The organism is Streptomyces sp. NBC_01410 (genome assembly GCF_045040195.1).
Classification (GTDB): domain Bacteria; phylum Actinomycetota; class Actinomycetes; order Streptomycetales; family Streptomycetaceae; genus Streptomyces.
In genome coordinates, this window is sequence record NZ_CP109530.1 from 2,081,271 (window position 1) to 2,103,239 (window position 21,969).

Here is a 21,969-nt window from a genome sequence, read left to right on the forward strand (position 1 = left end):
CGGCTCACCGCCGCCGGTCGCCGCGCTCGCGACCGCGGAAGAAGTCGCCGGGTTCGAGGTCGCCGTCCAGGAACCGGCCTGCCACGAAGCCGACCGCCCCCAGTGCGGCCACCAGCAGAAAGGCACCGAACCCGCCGAAGTATCCGGCGAAGCCGAGTGCCATGCCGGCGATCATGCCGGCCATAGCCATGCTCATCGTGGGCTCCTCTACTGGAGACGCTGCTCCGACTCTTCCTCTTCCTCATCGGGCAGCTTCACATCGCTGACCGCGATATTGACCTCGACGACCTCGAGTCCCGTCATGCGTTCCACCGCGGCGATGACGTTCTCGCGGACCGCGCGGGCGACTTCGGTGATGGAGACGCCGTAGTCGACGACGATCTCCAGGTCGAGGGCCGTCTGCACCTCGCCGACCTCGGCCTTCACACCGCGGGTGGCGCTGGACTTGCTGGTGCCCGGCACCCGGTCGCGGACAGCGCCGAAGGTGCGGGAGATGCCGCTGCCCATCGCATGGACTCCGAGGACATCGCGGGCGGCGAGTCCGGCGATCTTCTCGACGACGCCGTCGGCGATGGTGGTACGGCCACGGGACGCGGGATCGCCGCCGCCGCGCTTGGTCGTTGATGTCTTCCTGAGTTCGTCGCCCGAGCCCGACGGTTCGTTGGGGTTCTCGGGCCGGTTCCGCTGAGCAATGTCGGTCATCGCCGTGCGTCCTTTCCGGACGGGTTGGACTCCGTTGTCCACATTAAGTGCGCTTGCCCACTCTCGCGCCGGGGATGCGGCACGCTGGAGCAATGACCACCGCTGATGCAGTACGGCGACGGCTCGGGCTCGGCAGGCTGCTTCCGCTGGGCGGGGCCGCGGACGGGGCGTGGCTGGCGGAACAGGCGGCCGACGCGGTGCTTCGGCGCGCGGCGGCCCAGGTGCCCGGAGTGGTTCCGGGCAGGCTTCGGCTGACGCTCGCGGATCCGGACGCGGCGGGCCTTCCCTCCGTACCGCCGCCGCCGAGCGCGCTGCCGCCGGGACCGCTGCGTATCGAGGCGGATTTCGCGGCGATGGCGTGGCAGCCGCTCCCGGTGGCGGCGTCCCTGCTGCGCACGGCGCTGTTCACGGCCGCGGCTGACCTGCTGGATCTGAGGATCGCGGAAGTGGATCTGCGGGTGACGGACGTACTGGACATCGCTCCGGAACCCCCGCAGGCCGCTCCCCCACCCGGGGTACAGCCCGCCGCCCCGAAGGATCCGGCGGGATGGGCCACGTCCGGGGCCCCGGGAGTGGCCCATCTGACGGCAACCCTGGGTGCGGCGGTGCATCTCGCCCCGGACCATGTCCGTGTGGAGGTGGCGACGGCGAGGGGTCACCGTCCGCTGGAGGTGGTCCGGGCGGTCCGCGAGGCGGTGACGGCCGCGCTCGCGGACGGTCGCCCGGTGTCGGTGCTGGTCACGGCCGTGGAGGCGTGACCGGGGCCGCGCCCACAGCGGACCGGGCGGGCCAGGCGGACCCGGCGGATCAGTCGCCGATGCCGGCCAGGTCCCGCAGTCGGCGCGCCTGCGCCGCCCGCTCGGCGGTGCGCTGTTCCTCGTAGGAGCGGCCGCTCACACCCTGCAGCAGGGCCTTGGTCTCGATCACCGCGTCCCGAGGCGCCGCGAGCAGTGCCGCCGCCAGGTCCCGTACCGCGCTGTCGAGCTCGTCACCGGGCACGACAAGATTGGCCAGCCCGGTGCGCTCGGCCTCCTCGGCGTGGACGAAGCGGCCGGTGGCGCAGATCTCCAGCGCGCGGGCATAGCCGACGAGCGAGACGATCGGGTGCGTGCCCGTGAGGTCGGGGACGAGCCCGAGGCTGGTCTCGCGCATGGCGAACTGCACGTCCTGCGCGACGACCCGGAGGTCGCAGGCGAGGGCGAGCTGGAATCCGGCACCGATCGCATGCCCCTGGACGGCCGCAATGGTGACGATGTCACTGCGGCGCCACCAGGTGAACGCCTCCTGGTACTCGGCGATGACCGCGTCGAGCTCCGCGTCGGAGCCGCGCGCGAGGTCGAGGAAGGACGGCTCGCCGTCGAAGCCCTCGGGCGTGAACGCCTGCCGGTCGAGCCCCGCGGAGAAGGACTTGCCCTCGCCGCGCAGCACCACGACCCGCACGTCGCCCGGCAATGACCGACCCGCCTGCGCCAACGCCCGCCACAGAGCGGGAGATTGGGCGTTGCGCTTGTCCGGGTTGGTCAGGGTCACCGTGGCAACCGCGTCCTCGACGGTGAGCCGTACGCCGTCCTTGTCGAGCACAGAGTCGAGCGAAGTCATGGGGCGCCTCCGGTTCGGGTGCAGTCACTGCATACGAAGTTAAGTGACTGCACAGTAACCACCCGGCCGACCCTGCGACCGACCGGGTGGCCACCGTGGAAACCGGTGGACCGGAGGAGCCTCGACGGTCAGGCCGAAGCTTTCTTGCCTCGCGTCGCTCCGCCGCGTCCCCGCAGCGTGACTCCGGACTCACTGAGCATCCGGTGGACGAATCCGTAGGAGCGGCCGGTCTCTTCGGCCAACGCCCGGATGCTCGCACCGGAGTCGTACTTCTTCTTCAGGTCTGCCGCGAGCTTGTCGCGCGCGGCGCCGGTTACCCGGCTGCCCTTCTTCAGAGTCTCGGCCACCCGTGCCTCCTCATGGGAAGTGCGCTCTGGACTCTCATGATCACCCCTCGGGGCCTTCCTGGCCACCCATTCGGCAAGGTCCGTACGACAAGCTTTGGCGTCCGATAAGAGGCCGACACGATCGGAATCACTGATTCCGCGTGCGGCTGTCCGGGCGCCCGCACGGATTCCCCGCAGAAGTCGCAGGTCAGCGCCGCGTGGGCGGGACGGGCGGGACGCGACACCGAACGGAGCGGAACCGCTCGGTGCCACGCCGGGGTACGAGACGTTCTCACTCAGATGATGGATCACGCGTAGGCCGAATGATCCATACGGAGTGGATCAGAGCCCGACCGGACCGGAAAAGGCCGGTCCGGCACGGATGAGGCGTCGGTCCGGCGCGGTTGAAACACCATTCCGGCACGCCTGAGGCTCCGGTCCTGGACCGGTCAGGCCAGCGCCACCAGGTCCGCGTAGTCCGCGCCCCACAGGTCCTCGACGCCGTCCGGCAGCAGGATGATGCGCTCGGGTTCCAGCGCCTCGACCGCTCCCTCGTCGTGCGTGACGAGGATGACCGCGCCCTTGTAGGTGCGCAGCGCGCCGAGGATCTCCTCGCGGCTGGCCGGGTCGAGGTTGTTGGTGGGCTCGTCGAGGAGCAGGACGTTCGCGGACGAGACGACCAGGGTGGCGAGCGCCAGACGGGTCTTCTCACCGCCGGAGAGCACCCCGGCCGGCTTGTCGACGTCGTCGCCGGAGAACAGGAAGGACCCCAGCGTCTTGCGCACCTGGACCAGATCGAGGTCCGGCGCGGACGAGCGCATGTTCTCCAGAACCGTGCGCTCCGGGTCCAGCGTCTCGTGCTCCTGGGCGTAGTAGCCGAGCTTGAGTCCGTGGCCGGGGGTGACCGCTCCGGTGTCCGGTGTCTCCACGCCCGCGAGCAGGCGCAGCAGCGTCGTCTTGCCCGCGCCGTTGAGGCCGAGGATGACGACCCGGGAGCCCTTGTCGATCGCGAGGTCCACATCGGTGAAGATCTCGAGGGAGCCGTACGACTTGGACAGGCCCTCGGCGGTCAGCGGGGTCTTCCCGCAGGGTGCGGGCTCCGGGAAGCGCAGCTTGGCGACCTTGTCGGAGACGCGGACCTCGTCGAGCCCGGCGAGCAGCCGCTCGGCCCGCTTGGCCATGTTCTGCGCGGCCACGGTCTTGGTGGCCTTGGCGCGCATCTTGTCGGCCTGGGAGTTGAGGGCCGCCGCCTTCTTCTCGGCGTTCTGCCGCTCGCGCTTGCGGCGCTTCTCGTCGGCCTCGCGCTGCTGCTGGTAGAGCTTCCAGCCCATGTTGTAGACGTCGATCGTGGAGCGGTTGGCGTCCAGGTAGAAGACCTTGTTGACGACGGTCTCGACGAGATCGACATCGTGGGAGATGACGATGAAGCCGCCGCGGTAGGTCTTGAGGTAGTCGCGCAGCCAGACGATCGAGTCGGCGTCGAGGTGGTTGGTGGGCTCGTCGAGCAGCAGGGTGTCGGCGTCCGAGAAGAGGATGCGCGCGAGCTCGACGCGGCGGCGCTGACCACCGGAGAGCGTATGGAGCGGCTGGCCGAGGACCCGGTCGGGCAGGCCGAGCGCGGCGGCGATGGTGGCGGCCTCGGCCTCGGCGGCGTAACCGCCCTTGGTGAGGAATTCCGTCTCCAGGCGCTCGTACTTCTTCATGGCCTTCGCGCGGGTGGCGCCCTGGCCGTTCGCCATCCGGTCCTCGTTCTCGCGCATCTTCTTCAGCACGGAGTCGAGGTCACGGGCCGAGAGGATGCGGTCGCTGGCGAGGGTCTCGAGGTCGCCGGTGCGCGGGTCCTGCGGGAGATAGCCGACCTCGCCGGAGCGGGCGATGGTGCCGGCCGCGGGGATTCCTTCGCCCGCAAGGCATTTGGTGAGGGTGGTCTTGCCCGCTCCGTTGCGGCCCACCAGGCCGATGCGATCGCCTTTGGCGATACGGAAGGACGCGGACTCGATGAGGACACGTGCGCCGGCGCGCAGCTCGATGCCGGAAGCGGTGATCACGGAAAGACTCCAGGGCGGTATGGACGGCGGAAGGGACGGGCGCGGGAGCTTCGACGCCGCCTAATGCGCAAGGAGAATTGCCATACGGGCCAGTCTACCGGGGCCCTGCAAGTGGTTTTGCGCCAGCTTTCGCCGCTGCGGCCCCAGGGCAGAAGGGGCGAACCACGACGGCTTCACGAACGGCGACATGGCCCGGTGCAACACCTGCGGCCGACTGTCAGTGGCGACTGCAAGACTGAGATGCAGATCACATTTCCACCGTCGAGCCTGAGGAGTGATCGAGATGACTCAGTCACCAAGTATCTGTCCGACGTTGCGGTACGCCGACGCGAAGGCCGCGATCAAACAGCTCACCGAGGCCTTCGGCTTCACCGAGCACGCAGTGTACGAGGACGAGGCGGGCGCCGTGGCACATGCCGAACTGACCTTCGGCAACGGCATGGTGATGCTGGGCAGCAAGGGCACCGCCAGCGAGTTCGACAAGCTGATGGAGGGCGGCGGGCCGACGGGGGTGTTCGTCCACGTCGACGACGTCGACGCGCACCACAGCAGGGCGGTGGAGCACGGCGCGGACGTCGTGATGCCGCCGACCGACCAGGACTACGGGGCGCGGGACTACATGGCGCGGGACATCGAGGGCAATGTGTGGAGCTTCGGGACGTACGCGCCGGGGGCGGAGGGGTCGTAGCCCCCACCCCCGGCACCCCTTACGCGCCGCCGGTGTGGACCTGGAACGCCGCCCGGCGTACGGCCTTCGCGAGGGCCGGATCGGGGTGCGCGGCGGCCAGGGCGACCAGGACCTGCACCGTGCGGGGGTGGCCCCCGGCCCGGACCTCGTCGAGCAGCGCGGGGACCGTGCCCTGGACCGCGGAGTCGAGATGGCGCAGCAGCAGCTGGGGCTCGCCGTGGTCGGCGACGGCCGCCGCGGTGTCCACCCAGAGCCAGGTCGCTTCCTCACGGGTGAGGACGTCGGCGGCGTCCTCGGGGTCCGCGCCCTCGTGCTCGGCGAGCCAGAGCAGGACGTAGGGGCGCAGCGAGGGCTCGTCGGCGGCGGCGCGGACCTCGGCCTCGGCGGGGGCGCCGACGACACGCAGCGCCTCGAAGGCGAGGCCGCGCAGCAGGGCGTCCTCGCCGCGGGCGACGCCCAGGAGTTCGGCGACGGCGCTGGAGACGGTGCGGGCGGCGAGCCAGGCGCGGTACTCGGCGCGGGCCGGGCCGGGGGTGAGGCGGGCGCAGCCGCGCAGCATGTCCTCGGCGGACTGCTCGATATTGCCCGCCGGGCTCTGGGCGGCGACGCAGATCTGCTCCAGCTTGACCCAGACCGCCCAGTTGCCGAGCGGGGTCAGGGTGGCCGAGCGGCCCTTGTCGAGCGTGAGCGCGCCGACGGCCGACAGCCCTTCCAGGGCCCAGTCGAGCAGGAGGGAGACGGGTACGGGAGCACCGGCCTCGGAGTCGGGTTCGGGTACGGGTACGGGTTCGGAGTCGGGCCCGGGGACGGGGAGCGCGTCGGCGTCCTCGGGCTGCGGGCCATAGGCGACTTCGCAGCGCTCCTCGCGCAGTTCGGCGACCCGCTGCTGGAGCAGGTCGAGCAGCACCGGTACGAGCACGGGCCCGGCCGAGAGCTGGAGGAGGGAGAGGACCTGGGGCACTGCCTCGACGACCTCGGCCACCGCCGTGGGGGCGACGTCGTCGGGCGCCGGGTGGACCAGCGACCAGGCGTCGAAGAGCGCGACCCAGCCGCGCAGTACGGCCATGTCGTCGCGGTCCCAGGCGCGCAGCCGCCAGCCGGGGCGAGCGGTGTCGCCGTGCAGCTCGACGAGTCCGGCCAGGCGGGCACGGTCCCAGCCGGCGCGTACCTGGAGCGGGGTCAACTCCAGTGCGACGGCGGCCCGTTCCTGGGTCCGACTGCTGAGCTGGGCGGTGCTGGGGTCCCTCTCGACCGCCGCCCAGCGGGCGATGCGAACGGCGTCGGCGAGGACTGTCCTGGCCTGTCGGGCCAGTTCCGAGGGGACAGGGGTGCCCTCGGGAGGCCGGGGTGCCGGCCTGGTACCCCGGGTCGTCACGGCCCGCCGTGCAGTGGCCAGCGATCGCGGGCGGACAAGACGGAGTCTGGAGTTGCGCGCCAATTGCTCATCAGGCTTTCGGGACGTCACGGGGAGCAGTCTTCCCGCTGATGGCCCGAAAGCCCAAACGGAACCTCTTCGGTTCGTTGAGCGGCCCTCCCGGCAGGGTCGTCGCAAGGGGCCGCCGGACGCCTCCGAAGGACGGCAGGGCGCTACATCAGGGGGGTGAGGAAGCGGCGGAGGGCTTCTTCGTAGCGTTCCGGGTCGGCGTTCCACATGGCGGCGTGCGGCGCGTTCCGCACGGTGTGAAGGCTGACCAGTTCGGGGCGGCGTGCGGCGAGTTCGCGGGAGAGCTGCCAGGAGGCGAGGGCGTCGTCGGGGCCGTGGAAGATCAGGGTCGGTACGCGCATGGCCTGGGGATCGGCGGCTTCGAGCAGCCGGTCGCCGTGCAGTCCTGTCCTGCCCTGGGCGGCCCGGACGGCGAGCGGCAGCAGGGGCGCGGGGGTGCCCCGGGCTGCGGCCAGGCTGCGCAGCGTGGCTTCCCAGTCGAGGACCGGGGAGTCCAGGACGAGGCCCCTGATCCGGTCGCGCAGGGCCGAGTTGGCGGCGGCGTGCAGGGCCATCGACGCGCCGGTGGACCAGCCGTGCACGATGACGCGCTCGGCGCCCTGGCTCACGGCGTAGCGGATGGCCGCGTCCAGGTCGCGCCACTCGGAGTCGCCGAGGTGCCCGAGCCCGTCGGGCGGCGGGGGTGCGCCGGGGTCTCCGCGGTAGCCGAGGTTGAGCACCGGGAAACGCAGAGTGTGCAGGAACGGCAGGAGGTTCAGCGGATGTTCCCGGGTGGCGCCCAGGCCGTGCACCGTGATGACCCAGGTCTCGCGGGGACCCGGCACGAACCAGGCGGGCAGCGTGCCGAGTTCGCCGGGTATGTCGACGTCCTTGTGGTCGAGGCCGAGCGCGCTGGACGGGTCGCCGTCGTGCACCCGAGGGGTGAGCCGGACCTTGGTGCCGGGCTCGAGGCTGCCGTGGCTGACCCGCTCCAGCCGGCGTACGACGGTGTCGGCGCGGCGCGGCACCTCGTCCAGTATTGCGCCGATGACGGCGTGGACGTCCTCACCCTCGATTCCGTACCGGCCCGGGCGCTGGGTGGCGAGACTGCGGGTGAGCGTCACATGACCGGCGGCCGTGGAGTGCACGGTGAGCCGCGGGTCGCCGGGCAGTGGGCGTCCCGGCGTTGTCTTGAGCGCGGCGTCGCTTGCGTAGCGGCCGGCCGCTATGACGGCCGCGCCGACGCCGATCAGTGTGGTGACGGCTGCTGCCGTCGCGGTAACCGGGCGCACCGTTCCAGTGTCGGCACCCGCGTGCCGCCCTGCCAGTGGAGTGAGCCGTCGGTGTCAGGGGGACACCCCCTAACCCGGTTGCCCGTAATTCCGGAGCTTCTCGGACGCCTCACTCAGCTGGGAGCTCGTCAGGAGGGTGGGCGCGTGTCCGGGCACGGACGCGGCGGTGAGCCAGAGGCGGCACATCCACTCCAGCTGGGCGGTGCGGTCGTAGGCCTGGTCGAGGGAGTCCGCGTAGGCGACGGTTCCGTGGTTCTGGAGGAGGCAGGCGGTGCGTTCGCGCAGGGCGCGCAGCATGTTCTGGGCCAGTTCCCCGGTTCCGTACAGGGCGTACGCCGCGACGCGGACGGGGCCGCCCATGGCCCCGGCCATGTAGTGGATGGGCGGGAGTTCGGGGACGAGGGTGGAGACGGCGGTGGCGTGCACGGCATGGGTGTGGACCACGGCGCCGGCGGAGGTGTTGCGGTAGAGCTCCAGGTGCAGGGGCAGCTCGCTGGTGGGGGCGAGGTCGCCGAGGACCTGGTTGCCGTCGAGGTCGACGGCGTCCTCGGGGGTGAGCCGGTCGTAGGGGACTCCGCTCGGGGTGACCAGGACGAGGGGGCCGACCCGTACCGAGACATTGCCCGAGGTGCCCACCACCAGGCCTTCCGTCGCCGTTCTGCGGGCCGTGGCCATGAGGTCCCGCCACGCCCGCTCGATCGCGTCCTGCCGCTCCTGATCGGTCATGCGGCGATCCTGTCAGGCGGTGCCGGGTGCCACAGGACGGGCGGGTGACGGAGATCGCGCACATCGCCATGAAAGCCGTGTGTCATCGGTACTGCCGCCACTCCCGACAAGCGGAGCGGTAAATCCCCACTTCAGGACACCCTGAAGCCCGTTCTAGTTCACCTTTTGTTCATCCAGGTTAACTACGTTCACCGCGCCACTGACGTCAAAAGATTGCCTGGGTAAATGGAACACATCACGCTGCTGCTAGCGATCGTGATCGTGACAGCTCTCGTGTTCGATTTCACAAACGGTTTCCACGACACCGCCAACGCGATGGCGACGACCATCTCGACCGGCGCCCTGAAGCCCAAGACGGCGGTGGCCATGTCCGCCGCGCTCAATCTCGTCGGCGCGTTCCTGTCCGTCGAAGTCGCCAAAACGATATCCAGCGGCATCGTCACCGAGTCCGGCATCACCCCGGAAGTCATCTTCGCGGCGCTCGTCGGCGCCATTCTGTGGAACCTGATGACCTGGCTCATCGGTCTGCCGTCCAGCTCCTCGCACGCCCTGATGGGCGGACTGATCGGCGCCACGGTCGCCTCGGTCGGCATCGGCGGCGTCAACGGCGGCACCGTCGTCACCAAGGTCCTGATCCCCGCGATCGCCGCCCCCCTGGTGGCCGGCATCGCCGCGTTCCTGGCCTCCCGCCTGACGTACAAGATCGGCAAGAACGCCGACGCGAAGGCCACCGCGAAGGGCTACCGCGCCGGCCAGATCACCTCGGCGGGCCTCGTCTCACTGGCCCACGGCACCAACGACGCGCAGAAGACGATGGGCATCATCACGCTGGCGCTCGTCGCCGGCGGCGTGCTCTCGCCCGGCTCCAACCCCCCGATGTGGGTCATCCTCTCCGCCGGTCTCGCCATCGCGATGGGCACCTACCTCGGCGGCTGGCGCATCATCCGCACCATGGGCAAGGGCCTGACGGACCTTCAGCCGCAGCAGGGCTTCGCCGCCCAGACCAGTGCGGCCAGCGTCATCCTCGCCTCCTCCAACCTCGGCTTCTCGCTGTCGACGACGCACTCCTGCTCCGGCGCCGTGATGGGCGCGGGCCTGGGCCGCAAGGGCGGCGTGGTCCGCTGGTCCACCGCCACCCGGATGTTCGTCGCCTGGGGCCTGACGCTGCCCGCCGCCGCTCTGGTCGCCGCGGGCTCGGAGTTCGTGACCAAGCAGGGCGACTGGGGTGTCGCGGTCGTCGCGGCCTTCCTGATCGGCGCCTGCGCCGCGATCTGGTTCGTCTCCCGCCGCCAGGTGGTCGACCACACCAACGTCAATGACACGGAAGCCGAGCCCGCGGGCGTCGTGACCGCCGCCATCGCGGCCGTCACCCCGCCGCCGGCGGGCACGCCCGCGCAGGACCTCAAGACGACCATCCCCGCTCCCGGCTCCGAGCCGACGCGTCCGGCCACGGTGTAAGGACAGATCAGCATGAAAATCGACTGGGCAGCACTCGGCTCCGTCTTCGGCGTGAGCCTCGTCGCCACTGTCGCCCTGGTGGGTCTGTTCACCCTGGGCGTGGTGGGCCTGACCAAGCAGGAGTCCGCGGCCACGAGCGGCGGCTCCGCGGTTCTTGCACGCACCGGGGCGTACGCGTGCTTCGGGCTCTGCGCGGCGGCTGTGGCGTACGGGATCTATCTGATCGTCACCTGACAGCCGTTTCGGATTCGGCGGGTCCGGGCCGGGTCACCCCATCGGGTGACCCGGCCCGCGTGTGTGCCCCAACACACTCTCCCCGTGCAGGTCAAAGGCCAGTTGACGCCCGTTCTCGCAGCGTGGTGGACTGCCGGGGCCATCTACGGCGGCAGAAGAGGAAGCCGGTGCGAATCCGGCGCGGTCCCGCCACTGTCACGGGGGAGCACTCCCCCGGAAGCCAGGAACTCTCACCGCCGGTCACGTCGAACCAGGGCGCGGACACCCTGAGTGAGGACATATCGCCATGCGCGGCTGCGGTTCGGTTCCTGCGGTGAGTACGAGGTTCCAACGAGGCGGAACGACGGCCTGAACCCATGCGTGCCGACCGCCGATTCGTGTACGGCGCCACCGCCGGCCTGGCCGGTGACCTGCTTCTGGGCGATCCCCGCCGAGGGCATCCGGTCGCCGCGTTCGGGCGGGCCGCGGGTGCTGTCGAGCGTGTGCTGTGGCGTGACCACCGGGGGTGGGGCGCGCTGCACACCGTGGTGTGCGCCGGAGGCGCCGCCGCTGCCGCCGCACTGCTGAGCCGTGGCGTACGGGGCCGCTCGGCCACGTCCGTCGCACTGACCGCCGCCGCCACCTGGGCCGTCGTCGGCGGCACCTCGCTGGGCCGGGAGGCACGCGCCATCGGTGGCGCGCTGGCCGCCGGGGACGTGGAGGTGGCCAGGGAGCGGCTGCCGCATCTGTGCGGGCGCGATCCGCAGGCCCTGGACGAGCAGCAGATCGCGCGCGCCGTCGTCGAATCCGTCGCCGAGAACACTTCCGACGCCGTGGTGGGCGCGCTGGTCTGGGGGGCGCTCGCGGGCGTGCCGGGGCTGGTCGGCTTCCGGGCGGTCAACACCCTGGACGCGATGGTCGGCCACAAGTCGCCCCGCTACCGGCGGTTCGGCTGGGCCTCAGCCCGGCTCGACGACGTCGCGGGCTGGCCGGGCGCCCGGCTCACCGCGGCGCTGGCGGTGCTCGCGGGCGGGGACGCGCGCGGGGCCGCCCGGGCCTGGCGGGACGACGCGAAGAAGCATCCGAGCCCCAACGCGGGTCCGGTGGAGGCGGCTTTCGCCGGTGCGCTCGGTGTACGGCTCGGCGGAACGCTCTCCTACGCCGGACGCGTCGAGCACCGTCCCGTACTCAACGGTGAGGGCCGCCCTGTCCAGTTCGGCGACATCGAACGTGCCGTGCGGCTCTCGCGCCGCGTCGGCTGGCTGACACTCGCGACCTGCGCGGCGGGGCGCCTCGCGGGGCATGCGCTGCGTGCACGGCGCGCGGAAAAGGGGCGGGGATGAGCGGGCGCAGGGGCGGCGGGCTGCTGGTCGCGGGAACCACGTCAGACGCGGGCAAGAGCGTCGTGACGGCAGGGATCTGCCGCTGGCTGGTGCGGCAGGGGGTGAAGGTCGCGCCCTTCAAGGGGCAGAACATGTCACTCAACTCGTTCGTGACGCGCGAGGGCGCGGAGATCGGACGGGCGCAGGCCATGCAGGCGCAGGCGGCCCGCGTGGAGCCGAGTGCGCTGATGAACCCGGTACTGCTCAAGCCCGGCAGTGACCGCTCCAGTCAGGTTGTGCTGATGGGCAGGCCTGTGGGTGAACTCAGCGCCCGCGGCTACCACGGCGGGCGGCAGGAGTCCCTGTTCGGGACCGTCGTGGAGTGCCTGGAGGAGCTGCGGGGCACGTATGAAGCCGTGATCTGCGAGGGGGCGGGCAGTCCGGCCGAGATCAATCTGCGGCGTACGGACATCGTGAACATGGGCATCGCGCGGGCCGCGCGCCTGCCGGTGCTCGTGGTCGGAGACATCGACCGCGGCGGCGTCTTCGCCTCCTTCTTCGGTACGACGGCACTCCTCGCCCCCGAGGACCAGGCGCTGATCGCGGGCTATCTGGTCAATAAGTTCCGGGGGGATGTGACGCTCCTCGAACCCGGCCTGGAGATGCTGCACGGACTGACCGGGCGGCACACCTATGGCGTGCTGCCCTTCGCGCACGGTCTCGGCATCGACGAGGAGGACGGGCTGCGGGTCTCGCTGCGCGGCGCGGTACGGGAGTCGGTGGTCGCGCCGCCCGTCGGCGAGGATGTGCTGCGCGTCGCCGTGTGCGCCGTACCGCTGATGTCGAACTTCACGGACGTGGACGCGCTCGCCGCCGAACCCGGCGTCGTCGTGCGCTTCGTGGACCGGGCCGAGGAGCTCGCCGACGCCGATCTGGTGGTGGTGCCGGGTACGAGGGGCACGGTCAAGGCGCTGGCGTGGCTGCGCGAGCGTGGGCTCGCCGAGGCTCTGGTACGCCGGGCCGCCGAAGGGCGGCCGGTGCTCGGCATCTGCGGCGGCTTCCAGGTGCTGGGCGAGCACATCGAGGACGAGGTCGAGTCGCGCGCGGGCGCCGTCGACGGGCTCGGGCTGCTGCCGGTACGGGTGCGGTTCGCCCGGGACAAGACCCTGGCGCGGCCCGTGGGCACGGCGCTCGGCGAGAGCGTCGAGGGGTACGAGATCCATCACGGGGTCGCCGAAGTGCTCGGCGGTGAGTCCTTCTTGGACGGCTGCCGGGTCGGGTCGGTGTGGGGCACGCACTGGCACGGTTCGCTGGAGAGCGACGGCTTCAGGCGCGCCTTTCTGCGGGAGGTGGCAGCGGCTTCCGGGCGGCGTTTCGTACCGGCGCCGGACACCAGCTTCGGGGCGCTGCGCGAGGAGCAGCTGGACCGCCTCGGCGATCTGATCGAAGAACACGCGGACACGGACGCGCTGTTGCGGCTCATCGAGTCGGGCGCTCCGACGGGACTGCCCTTCATTCCACCGGGAGCGCCATGAGCACCGTGCTGTTGCTGTCCACCGCCGACACGGATCTGCTGGCGGCCCGGTCCTGCGGGGCGCCGTACCGGATCGGCAACCCCACCCGTGTCGACGTGGCCGAGGAACTGCCCGCGCTGATCGAGGGCGCCGACATCGCCGTCGTACGTCTGCTCGGCGGGAAGCGGGCCTGGGAGGACGGTCTCGCGGCCCTGCGCGCCGCGCGGATTCCGACGGTGCTGCTCGGCGGAGAGGCCGTCCCGGACGCGGAGTTGATGGCCGAGTCCACGGTGCACGCGGGTGCGGTGACGGAGGCGCTGCGCTATCTGGTCGAGGGTGGTCCGGGGAACCTCTTCGAGCTGGCGCGCTTCCTCCTCCAGGACGTGCTGCTGACGGGGCACGGTCGTGCCGGAGGCGCGCAGAACAGGCACAGCGCCGAGCCGCAGAAGATGCCCGAGTGGGGCCTGCACGGCACGCGCGCGTACGTCGAGGGCCGGCCGACCGTGGGCGTGCTCTTCTACCGGGCCCACCAGCTCTCGGGGAACACCGCCTTCGTCGACACGCTCTGCGACCGCATCGAGGAGCGGGACGCCAACGCCCTGCCCGTGTACTGCGGTTCGCTGCGCGGCGCCGACCCCGGTCTGTACGAGCTGCTCGGCAGGGCCGACACGCTGATCGCCACCGTGCTCGCCGCCGGCGGCACGCGCGCGAGCGACGCCAGTGCGGGCGGCGACGACGAGGCCTGGGACATCGGGGCGCTCGCCGAGCTCGACATCCCTGTGCTCCAGGGTCTGTGCCTGACGTCCTCGCGGGCGGTCTGGGAGGCGTCGGACGCGGCGCTGTCCCCGATGGACGCGGCGATGCAGGTGGCGATCCCGGAGTTCGACGGGCGGCTGATCACGGTCCCGTTCTCCTTCAAGGAGCAGGGCCCCGACGATGTGCCGGTGTACGTCGCCGACCCGGAGCGGGCCGGGCGCGTCGCCGGAATCGCCGTGCGCCACGCGGAGTTGAAGCACAAGCCGAACGCGCAGAAGCGGCTTGCCCTGGTCTTCACCGCCTACCCGACCAAGCACTCACGCGTGGGCAACGCGGTGGGCCTGGACACCCCGGCCTCGGCGGTACGGGTCCTGGACGCCCTGCGCGACGCCGGTTACGCCGTCGAAGGCCACCCGGACAACGGCGACGAGCTGATCCACCGGCTCATCAACGCCGGTGGCCACGACGTCGAGTGGCTGACCGAGGAGCAGTTGGCCGCCGCCCCCGCGCGCGTGCCGCTCGCCGACTACCGCGCCTGGTTCGACACCGTGGATCCCGGACTGCGCGACGCGATGCTGGAGCACTGGGGCGAGCCGCCGGGCTCGCTCTATGTCGACGGCGACGACATCGTGCTGGCCTCGCTCCGGTTCGAGAACGTCGTGGTCATGATCCAGCCGCCGCGCGGCTTCGGCGAGAACCCGATCGCGATCTACCACGACCCGGACATGCCGCCCTCGCACCACTACCTGGCGGCGTACCGCTGGCTGGAGGCCCCGGCATCCGAGGGGGGCTTCGGCGCGGACGCGATCGTGCACATGGGCAAGCACGGCACCCTGGAATGGCTGCCGGGCAAGGGCCTCGGGCTGTCGGCGGGCTGCGGCCCGGACGCCGTGCTGGGCGAACTGCCGCTGATCTACCCCTTCATCGTCAACGACCCGGGCGAGGGCACCCAGGCCAAGCGCCGCGGCCACGCCACCGTCGTGGACCATCTCGTGCCGCCTATGGCGCGCGCGGACACCTACGGCGATCTGGCAAAGCTCGAACAGCTCCTCGACGAGTACGCGCTCGTGTCCGATCTCGATCCGGCGAAGGCCCCGGCCGTACGGGCACAGATCTGGACGCTCGTGAAGGCCGCCGAGCTCCACCACGACCTGCATGTCGACGAACAGCCGGACGACGGCGACTTCGACGAGTTCGTCATGCACATCGACGGCTATCTCTGCGAGATCAAGGACGTCCAGATCAGGGACGGTCTGCACATCCTGGGCGGCGGACCGGAGTCGCAGGCCCGGGTCAATCTCGTCCTGGCCGTGCTGCGCGCCTCCCAGGTGTGGGGCGGGCAGGCCGACGCGCTGCCGGGGCTGCGGGCCGCACTCGCCGAGCACTTCGGGCTGGTCGAGAAGGATCTGCTCGCCGAGCCGGGGGCGCCGGTGAAGGTCCCGGTGGAGCTGACCGCGCTCGTCGGGGGTCCGGCCCGGACCGGCGCCGACGCGATCGATCTGCTGGAGCAGCTGTGCCGGCGGCTCGCCGAGGGCATGGAGGAGCGCGGCTGGTCCACCGACGACTGCGCGGCCCTGGTGCGCGACACCCTCGGCACCGAACTCCCCGCCGCCGTCGCCGTGCTGGGTTTCGCCTGCGAGGAGGTCGTGCCGCGCCTCGCCCGTACGACCGACGAGATCGGCAACATCCTGCGGGCCCTGAACGGCGGCTATGTGCCCGCAGGCCCCTCCGGCTCGCCGACGCGCGGCCTCGTCAACGTCCTGCCGACCGGCCGCAACTTCTACTCCGTCGACCCCAAGGCGATCCCGTCCCGGCTGTCCTGGGAGGTCGGCCAGGCGCTCGCCGACTCACTGGTGGCGCGCTACCTGACGGACACCGGCGCCTACCCGAAGTCGGTCGGCCTGACGGTGTGGGGCACCTCGGCGATGCGCACCCAGGGCGACGACATCGCCGAGATCCTGGCGCTGCTCGGCTGCCGCCCGGTCTGGGACGACGCGTCCCGGCGCGTGACAGGCTTCGCGGTGGTGCCGCTGGAGGAGCTCGCGCGGCCGCGCATCGATGTGACGGTGCGTATCTCCGGCTTCTTCCGGGACGCCTTCCCGCATGTGGTGGGGCTGCTCGACGACGCCGTACGGGCTGTGGCGGAGCTGGACGAACCGGCCGAGTCCAACTACGTACGGGCGCACGCGGACGAGGACACGGCCCTGCACGGCGACCGGCGGCGGGCCACCGCGCGGATCTTCGGCTCCAAGCCGGGGGCGTACGGAGCGGGTCTGCTGCCGCTGATCGACGCACGGAACTGGCGCTCCGACGCAGACCTCGCGGAGGTGTACGCGGTGTGGGGCGGCTACGCGTACGGGCGCGGGCTGAACGGGCGTGCGGCGCGCGGGGACATGGAGACAGCGTTCCGCAGGATCGCGGTCGCCGCGAAGAACGTGGACACGCGGGAGCACGATCTCGTCGACGCGGACGACTACTTCCAGTACCACGGCGGGATGGTCGCCATGGTGCGCCATCTGACGGGCGAATCGCCCGAGGCGTACGTGGGCGACTCGGCGGTCCCTGACCAGATCAGGACGCGCACCCTCGGCGAGGAGACGCACCGCGTGTTCCGGGCGCGGGTGGTCAACCCGCGCTGGATGGCGGCGATGCGGCGGCACGGCTACAAGGGCGCGTTCGAGATGGCCGCGACGGTGGACTATCTGTTCGGGTACGACGCGACGGCGGGAGTAGTCGACGACTGGATGTACGAGAAGTTGTCGGCGGAGTACGTCTTCGATCCGGAGAACCGGGAGTTCATGCAGAAGTCCAATCCCTGGGCGCTGCGGGGCATCACGGAACGGCTGCTGGAGGCGGCGGAGCGGGGGCTGTGGGCGGAACCGGACGAGGGGACGCTGGAGCGGCTGCGGGCGACGTACCTGGAGCTCGAGGGCGAGCTGGAGGGGGACGCGTGAAGGTCTTCGACCGGGGCTCCGCCCCAGACCACGCGCCTTGGGCGCGGCTGATTCTTAACAACAAGGAGAGCGCATGAGCACCCCCTTCCCCTTCACCGCCATCGTCGGGCAGGACGATCTGCGGCTCGCGCTGCTGCTGAACGCCGTGTCGCCCGCCGTCGGCGGTGTGCTCGTGCGCGGTGAGAAGGGGACCGCCAAGTCGACCGCCGTACGCGCCCTTTCCGCGTTGATACCGCAGGTTTCCGTCGTCTCCGGGTGCCGGTTCTCCTGCGACCCCGCCTCCCCCGACCCGGCGTGTCCCGACGGGCCTCACGAGGCGGGCGGCGGCACGGCGCGTCCCGCGCGGATGGTCGAGCTGCCCGTGGGGGCCTCCGAGGACCGGCTCGTCGGCGCGCTCGACATCGAGCGGGCGCTCGCCGAGGGCGTGAAGGCCTTCGAGCCGGGGCTGCTCGCCGACGCGCACCGCGGGATCCTCTACGTCGACGAAGTGAACCTGCTCCACGACCACTTGGTGGACCTGCTGCTCGACGCGGCCGCCATGGGCGCCTCGTACGTCGAGCGTGAAGGCGTCTCGGTACGGCATGCGGCTCGCTTCCTGCTGGTCGGGACGATGAACCCCGAAGAGGGCGAACTGCGGCCGCAGTTGCTGGACCGGTTCGGGCTCACCGTCGAGGTCGCGGCCTCCCGCGAGCCCGACCAGCGGGTCGAGGTGGTGCGCCGCCGCCTCGCGTACGACGACGATCCCGGCGGCTTCGCCGGGCGCTGGGCGGACGAGGAGACGGCTCTGCGGGCGCGGATCGTGGCCGCGCGGGCGCTGTTGCCGGAGGTGCGGCTCGGCGACGGAGCGCTGCGGCAGATCGCCGCGACCTGCGCGGCCTTCGAGGTCGACGGTATGCGCGCGGACATCGTGATGGCGCGGACGGCCACGGCGCTGGCCGCGTGGGCGGGGCGGAGCGACGTACTGGCCGAGGACGTGCGCCAGGCCGCCCTGCTGGCGCTCCCCCACCGCCGGAGGCGCAATCCCTTCGACGCGCCCGGTCTCGACGAGGACAAGCTCGACGAGACGCTGGAGGAGTTCGGCGACGACGATCCCGACACCGATCCGGACGGGCCGGGCGGGGGTGGCGGGCAGCCGCCGCAGGACGGTCCCGGCACACCGCCGCAGGGCGACGCGGGCGAGGGTGACACTCCCGCCGAGCCGCAGGAGGCCGAGGGCGGTCGGCCGCAGGCCGCGGGCGGCGGTGAGCAGCAGGCCGTACGGGCCGAGGAGCCGTTCCGTACGAAGGTGCTCAGTGTGCCCGGGCTCGGCGAGGGCGCGGCGGGGCGCAGGTCCCGGGCGCGGACCGAGCACGGGCGGACGACGGGAGCCCGGCGGCCCCGAGGGGCGCTCACCAAGCTGCACTTGGCGGCGACCGTGCAGGCGGCAGCACCGCACCAGCGGGCGCGCGGGCGCAGCGGCCGCGGTCTGGTGGTCCGGCGTGACGACCTGCGGCAAGCCGCCCGGGAGGGGCGGGAGGGGAACCTCGTGCTGTTCCTCGTGGACGCCTCGGGTTCGATGGCGGCGCGGCAGCGGATGAGCGCGGTCAAGGGCGCGGTGCTGTCGCTGCTGCTCGACGCGTATCAGCGGCGCGACAAGGTCGGGCTGATCACCTTCCGCGGCAAGGACGCGGAGGTGGCGCTGCCGCCGACCTCGTCGGTGGACGCGGCCGCGGCCCGGCTCGAACTGCTGCCCACGGGTGGCCGGACGCCGCTGGCGGCCGGGCTGCTGCGGGCGCACGACGTCCTGCGCGTGGAGCGTCTTCGCGATCCGGCGCGCCGCCCGCTGCTCGTCGTGGTCACGGACGGCCGCGCGACGGGCGGCGTCGATCCGGTGGCGCTCGCCTCGCGGTCCGCGCGGCTGCACGCCGCCGAGGGCACGGCCTCCGTCGTCGTGGACTGCGAGTCGGGGCCTGTGCGCCTCGGGCTCGCCGGGGAACTCGCCCGTGATCTCGGCGGCACGGCCGTCACCCTGGACGAGCTGCGCGCCGACAGCATCGCCGGACTCGTCAGGGACGTCACCGCAACCAGGAGGGCCGCTTAATGCCGCAGGGACAGCCGACCGTCGTTCCCCAGGACGGGCTCACCACCCGCCAGCGCCGCAACCGGCCGCTGGTGATGGTGCACACCGGCATCGGCAAGGGGAAGTCGACGGCCGCCTTCGGGATGGCGCTGCGCGCCTGGAACCAGGGCTGGCCGGTCGGGGTGTTCCAGTTCGTCAAGTCCGCGAAGTGGAAGGTCGGCGAGGAGAACGCCCTGAAGGTCCTCGGCGCGAGCGGCGAGGGCGGCAAGGTGGACTGGCACAAGATGGGCGAGGGCTGGTCCTGGATCCAGCGCGCCCCCGCTGACGGCGAGCTGTCGAACGAGGAGAAGGCGCGCGAGGGCTGGGAACAGGTCAAGCGCGACCTGGCCGCCGAGTCGTACAAGTTCTACGTCCTGGACGAGTTCGCGTATCCGATGCACTGGGGCTGGGTGGACCCCGCCGAGGTGATCCAGGTGCTGCGCGACCGCCCGGGCACCCAGCATGTCGTGATCACCGGCCGCAACGCGCCCGCCGAACTCCTCGACTTCGCCGACCTCGTCACCGACATGTCCAAGGTCAAGCACCCGATGGACGCGGGTCAGAAGGGGCAGCGGGGCATCGAGTGGTAGCACGTCTCGTCATCGCCGCCCCGTCGTCGGGCAGCGGCAAGACCACCGTCGCGACGGGCCTGATGGCGGCCTTCGTCGCGGCGGGCCTGACCGTGTCCCCGCACAAGGTCGGCCCGGACTACATAGACCCGGGCTACCACTCGCTCGCGACGGGACGCCCGGGACGCAATCTCGACGCGTACATGTGCGGTACGGAACTGATGGAACCGCTGTTCGCGCACGGCGCCGCGGGGTGCGACGTGGCCGTCGTCGAGGGCGTGATGGGGCTCTACGACGGCGCGGCGGGCGCGGGTGAACTGGCCTCCACGGCCCAGGTGGCGAAGCTGCTGCGGGCGCCCGTGGTGCTCGTGGTCGACGCGTCCTCGCAGTCGCGGTCGGTGGCGGCGCTGGTGCACGGTTTCGCGTCGTGGGACCCGCAGGTGAGGATCGGCGGCGTGATCCTCAACAAGGTCGCGTCGGACCGGCACGAGGACCTGCTGCGCGATGCGCTGGAGGAGTCGGGGGTGCCGGTGCTGGGGGTGCTGCGTCGGGTGACTCAGGTTTCCTCGCCGTCGCGGCACCTCGGTCTTGTGCCGGTGGCAGAGCGGCGGGCGGAGGCGGTGGACGCGGTGACGGCTATGGCCGAACAGGTGCGGCTTGGCTGCGACTTGGAGGGGCTGCTGGGGTTGGCGCGGTCGGCTCCGCGGCTGGGTGCGGCGGCGTGGGATGCGGGTGCCGCCTGCGGCGAGCCATTCCCCACCCCGCCCCTTCCCGAACTGGGGGCAAGCCCCCAGACCCCCGAACGCGCTTCGCGCGTGTCCTCAAACGCCGGACGGGCTGAAGTTCAGCCCCTTGGGGGTCCCCCCGGACGAAGTCTGGGGGAGTTTGAGGAGCGGGTCCGGGGCGGAGCCCTGGTTCGGGAAGGGGCGGGGTGGGGAACAAGCCCCGCGCAGCGGCCCGTCGTCGCCATCGCGAGCGGCCCCGCCTTCACCTTCTCGTACACCGAGCACGCCGAACTCCTCACCGCCGCCGGCGCCGACGTCGTCCCCTTCGACCCCCTGCGGGACGAGCAGCTGCCCACCAGCACCGCCGGACTCGTCATCGGCGGTGGATTCCCCGAGGTGTACGCCCCCGAGCTGTCCGCCAACGAACCCCTCCGCAAGGCCGTCGCCGACCTCGCGTACTCCGGCGCGCCCGTCGCCGCCGAGTGTGCCGGGCTGCTGTATCTCGCGCGGTCCCTGGACGGGCAGCCGATGTGCGGCGTGCTGGACGCCGAGGCGCGGATGAGTGAGCGGCTGACGCTCGGCTACCGGGAGGCCGTCGCCGTCAGCGACAGTGTCCTCGCGGCGGCCGGGACACGGCTGCGCGGGCACGAGTTCCACCGGACCGTCATCGAGCCGGCCGCAGGACCCGACCCCGCCTGGGGCATGCACCGGCCGGAGCGCCGCGTCGAAGGGTTCGTCCAGCGGGGCGTGCATGCGAGCTATCTGCATACGCACTGGGCCTCCGCGCCCGGTGTCGCCCGCCGATTCGTTGAGGGGTGTGTGCGATGAGCAGGCTGATCGGGATCGGAGTGGGGCCGGGCGACCCGGAGTTGGTGACCGTGAAGGGCGTGCGCGCGCTGCAGGAGGCCGATGTCGTCGTCGTACCGGTGATGGACACGCTGGAGCGGGGCCGCGCCGAGGCGACCGTCCTGCACTACGTCGGCGCCGAGAAGGTCATGCGGGTCGTCTTCGCGCTCAACGAGCGCACCGACCGGGCCCGTCGTGAGGCCGCCTGGGACGCCGCAGGCGAGCGCGTCGCCGAACTCCTGCGTGCTCACGACGTCGTCTCCTTCGCGACGATCGGCGACCCGAATGTGTACTCCACGTTCACTTATCTCGCGCAGACGATCGGCGAACTGGTCCCGGGGACGGCCGTTCAGACCGTGCCCGGCATCACCGCGATGCAGGATCTGGCGGCCCGCAGCGGCGCGGTCCTCACCGAGGGCACCGAGCCGCTGACCCTGGTGCCGGTGACGGCCGGTGCGGCCGTTCTGAAGGGTGCCCTGGAGGGGCCCGGGACGGTGGTGGCGTACAAGTTCGGGCGGCTGGCCGCCGAGGTGGCGACCGCCCTGCGGGAGACGGGACGTACCGAGGGCGCGGTGTGGGGCTCGGCGCTCGGGCTGCCGGAGGAGTCGATCCGGCCTGCCGCCGAGCTGGCCGAGGGCCCGTTGCCGTATCTGTCGACGCTGATCGCGCCGGCGCCGCGGGACGGCGGCCGTGGGGGCAAGTTGTGAACC

General features: G+C 71.8%; 19 protein-coding genes and 1 riboswitch. Of the genes, 11 read left to right on the forward strand and 8 right to left on the reverse strand.

Features of this window, described 5'->3' with window-relative positions; genetic code table 11:
- Positions 1–4: 4 nt before the first annotated feature.
- Complete coding sequence (locus OG741_RS09640; protein ID WP_405596375.1) at positions 5–196, reverse strand: hypothetical protein; 192 nt, start codon at positions 194–196, stop codon at positions 5–7.
- A gap of 11 nt (positions 197–207) precedes the next feature.
- The gene (locus OG741_RS09645) at positions 208–702 is read right to left on the reverse strand and encodes an Asp23/Gls24 family envelope stress response protein (RefSeq protein WP_405596376.1); all 495 of its coding nucleotides are present in this window, start codon (positions 700–702) and stop codon (positions 208–210) included.
- Positions 703–794: 92 nt separating this feature from the next.
- Between OG741_RS09645 and OG741_RS09650 the strand changes: the two genes are divergently transcribed.
- Positions 795–1,460, forward strand: a complete 666-nt coding sequence (locus OG741_RS09650) for a hypothetical protein (RefSeq protein ID WP_405596377.1) — start codon at positions 795–797, stop codon at positions 1,458–1,460.
- 49 nt (positions 1,461–1,509) lie between these two features.
- Here the strand turns inward: OG741_RS09650 and OG741_RS09655 are convergent, their stop codons facing one another.
- From OG741_RS09655 to OG741_RS09665, 3 genes are all read right to left on the reverse strand, one after another.
- Positions 1,510–2,301, reverse strand: coding sequence for an enoyl-CoA hydratase/isomerase family protein (locus OG741_RS09655; protein ID WP_405596378.1), 792 nt, complete (start codon positions 2,299–2,301; stop codon positions 1,510–1,512).
- Between the two features lie 128 nt (positions 2,302–2,429).
- Positions 2,430–2,648 carry a helix-turn-helix domain-containing protein gene (locus tag OG741_RS09660; RefSeq protein WP_019060653.1) on the reverse strand — a complete coding sequence of 73 codons (219 nt, stop codon included), beginning with the start codon at positions 2,646–2,648 and terminating at the stop codon, positions 2,430–2,432.
- A gap of 428 nt (positions 2,649–3,076) precedes the next feature.
- Positions 3,077–4,675: an ABC-F family ATP-binding cassette domain-containing protein gene (locus OG741_RS09665; protein WP_405596379.1), complete on the reverse strand. Its 1,599-nt coding sequence runs from the start codon at positions 4,673–4,675 to the stop codon at positions 3,077–3,079.
- Between the two features lie 283 nt (positions 4,676–4,958).
- Between OG741_RS09665 and OG741_RS09670 the strand changes: the two genes are divergently transcribed.
- Positions 4,959–5,363, forward strand: coding sequence for a VOC family protein (locus OG741_RS09670; protein WP_405596380.1), 405 nt, complete (start codon positions 4,959–4,961; stop codon positions 5,361–5,363).
- A 19-nt stretch (positions 5,364–5,382) separates the two neighbouring features.
- On the opposite strand, the gene OG741_RS09675 is transcribed toward OG741_RS09670, so the two are convergent.
- The 3 genes from OG741_RS09675 to OG741_RS09685 form a co-directional block, all read right to left on the reverse strand.
- A complete protein-coding gene (locus OG741_RS09675) occupies positions 5,383–6,828 on the reverse strand; it encodes a hypothetical protein (RefSeq protein WP_405596381.1) in 1,446 nt (481 codons plus the stop codon).
- 122 nt (positions 6,829–6,950) lie between these two features.
- Positions 6,951–8,078 carry an alpha/beta hydrolase gene (locus OG741_RS09680; RefSeq protein ID WP_405596382.1) on the reverse strand — a complete coding sequence of 376 codons (1,128 nt, stop codon included), beginning with the start codon at positions 8,076–8,078 and terminating at the stop codon, positions 6,951–6,953.
- 69 nt (positions 8,079–8,147) lie between these two features.
- Positions 8,148–8,804 (reverse strand): class II aldolase/adducin family protein, encoded by a 657-nt coding sequence (locus OG741_RS09685; protein WP_405596383.1) that lies wholly within the window; start codon positions 8,802–8,804, stop codon positions 8,148–8,150.
- A 225-nt stretch (positions 8,805–9,029) separates the two neighbouring features.
- On the opposite strand from OG741_RS09685, the gene OG741_RS09690 reads away from it, so the two are divergent.
- The 9 genes from OG741_RS09690 (at position 9,030) to cobI (ending at position 21,966) form a co-directional block, all read left to right on the forward strand.
- On the forward strand, positions 9,030–10,262 hold the full coding sequence (locus OG741_RS09690) for an anion permease (RefSeq protein ID WP_405596384.1): 1,233 nt from the start codon (positions 9,030–9,032) through the stop codon (positions 10,260–10,262).
- Positions 10,263–10,274: 12 nt separating this feature from the next.
- Positions 10,275–10,496 carry a hypothetical protein gene (locus OG741_RS09695; RefSeq protein WP_405596385.1) on the forward strand — a complete coding sequence of 74 codons (222 nt, stop codon included), beginning with the start codon at positions 10,275–10,277 and terminating at the stop codon, positions 10,494–10,496.
- Between the two features lie 108 nt (positions 10,497–10,604).
- A riboswitch (cobalamin riboswitch) is annotated at positions 10,605–10,747 on the forward strand.
- A gap of 105 nt (positions 10,748–10,852) precedes the next feature.
- Positions 10,853–11,818, forward strand: coding sequence for a cobalamin biosynthesis protein (locus tag OG741_RS09700; protein WP_405596386.1), 966 nt, complete (start codon positions 10,853–10,855; stop codon positions 11,816–11,818).
- Positions 11,815–13,332 (forward strand): cobyric acid synthase, encoded by a 1,518-nt coding sequence (locus OG741_RS09705; RefSeq protein WP_405596387.1) that lies wholly within the window; start codon positions 11,815–11,817, stop codon positions 13,330–13,332. Before OG741_RS09700 ends, OG741_RS09705 begins: the two co-directional genes overlap by 4 nt.
- Positions 13,329–17,021: a cobaltochelatase subunit CobN gene (gene cobN / locus OG741_RS09710; RefSeq protein WP_405596388.1), complete on the forward strand. Its 3,693-nt coding sequence runs from the start codon at positions 13,329–13,331 to the stop codon at positions 17,019–17,021. The genes OG741_RS09705 and cobN overlap by 4 nt, the downstream gene beginning before the upstream one ends.
- Before the next feature lie 73 nt (positions 17,022–17,094).
- The gene (locus OG741_RS09715) at positions 17,095–19,101 is read left to right on the forward strand and encodes a putative cobaltochelatase (protein ID WP_405596389.1); all 2,007 of its coding nucleotides are present in this window, start codon (positions 17,095–17,097) and stop codon (positions 19,099–19,101) included.
- Positions 19,101–19,709: a cob(I)yrinic acid a,c-diamide adenosyltransferase gene (cobO, locus tag OG741_RS09720; protein WP_405596390.1), complete on the forward strand. Its 609-nt coding sequence runs from the start codon at positions 19,101–19,103 to the stop codon at positions 19,707–19,709. Before OG741_RS09715 ends, cobO begins: the two co-directional genes overlap by 1 nt.
- On the forward strand, positions 19,703–21,241 hold the full coding sequence (locus OG741_RS09725) for a cobyrinate a,c-diamide synthase (RefSeq protein WP_405596391.1): 1,539 nt from the start codon (positions 19,703–19,705) through the stop codon (positions 21,239–21,241). The genes cobO and OG741_RS09725 overlap by 7 nt, the downstream gene beginning before the upstream one ends.
- On the forward strand, positions 21,238–21,966 hold the full coding sequence (cobI, locus tag OG741_RS09730; RefSeq protein ID WP_405596392.1) for a precorrin-2 C(20)-methyltransferase: 729 nt from the start codon (positions 21,238–21,240) through the stop codon (positions 21,964–21,966). The genes OG741_RS09725 and cobI overlap by 4 nt, the downstream gene beginning before the upstream one ends.
- Positions 21,967–21,969 lie beyond the last annotated feature (3 nt).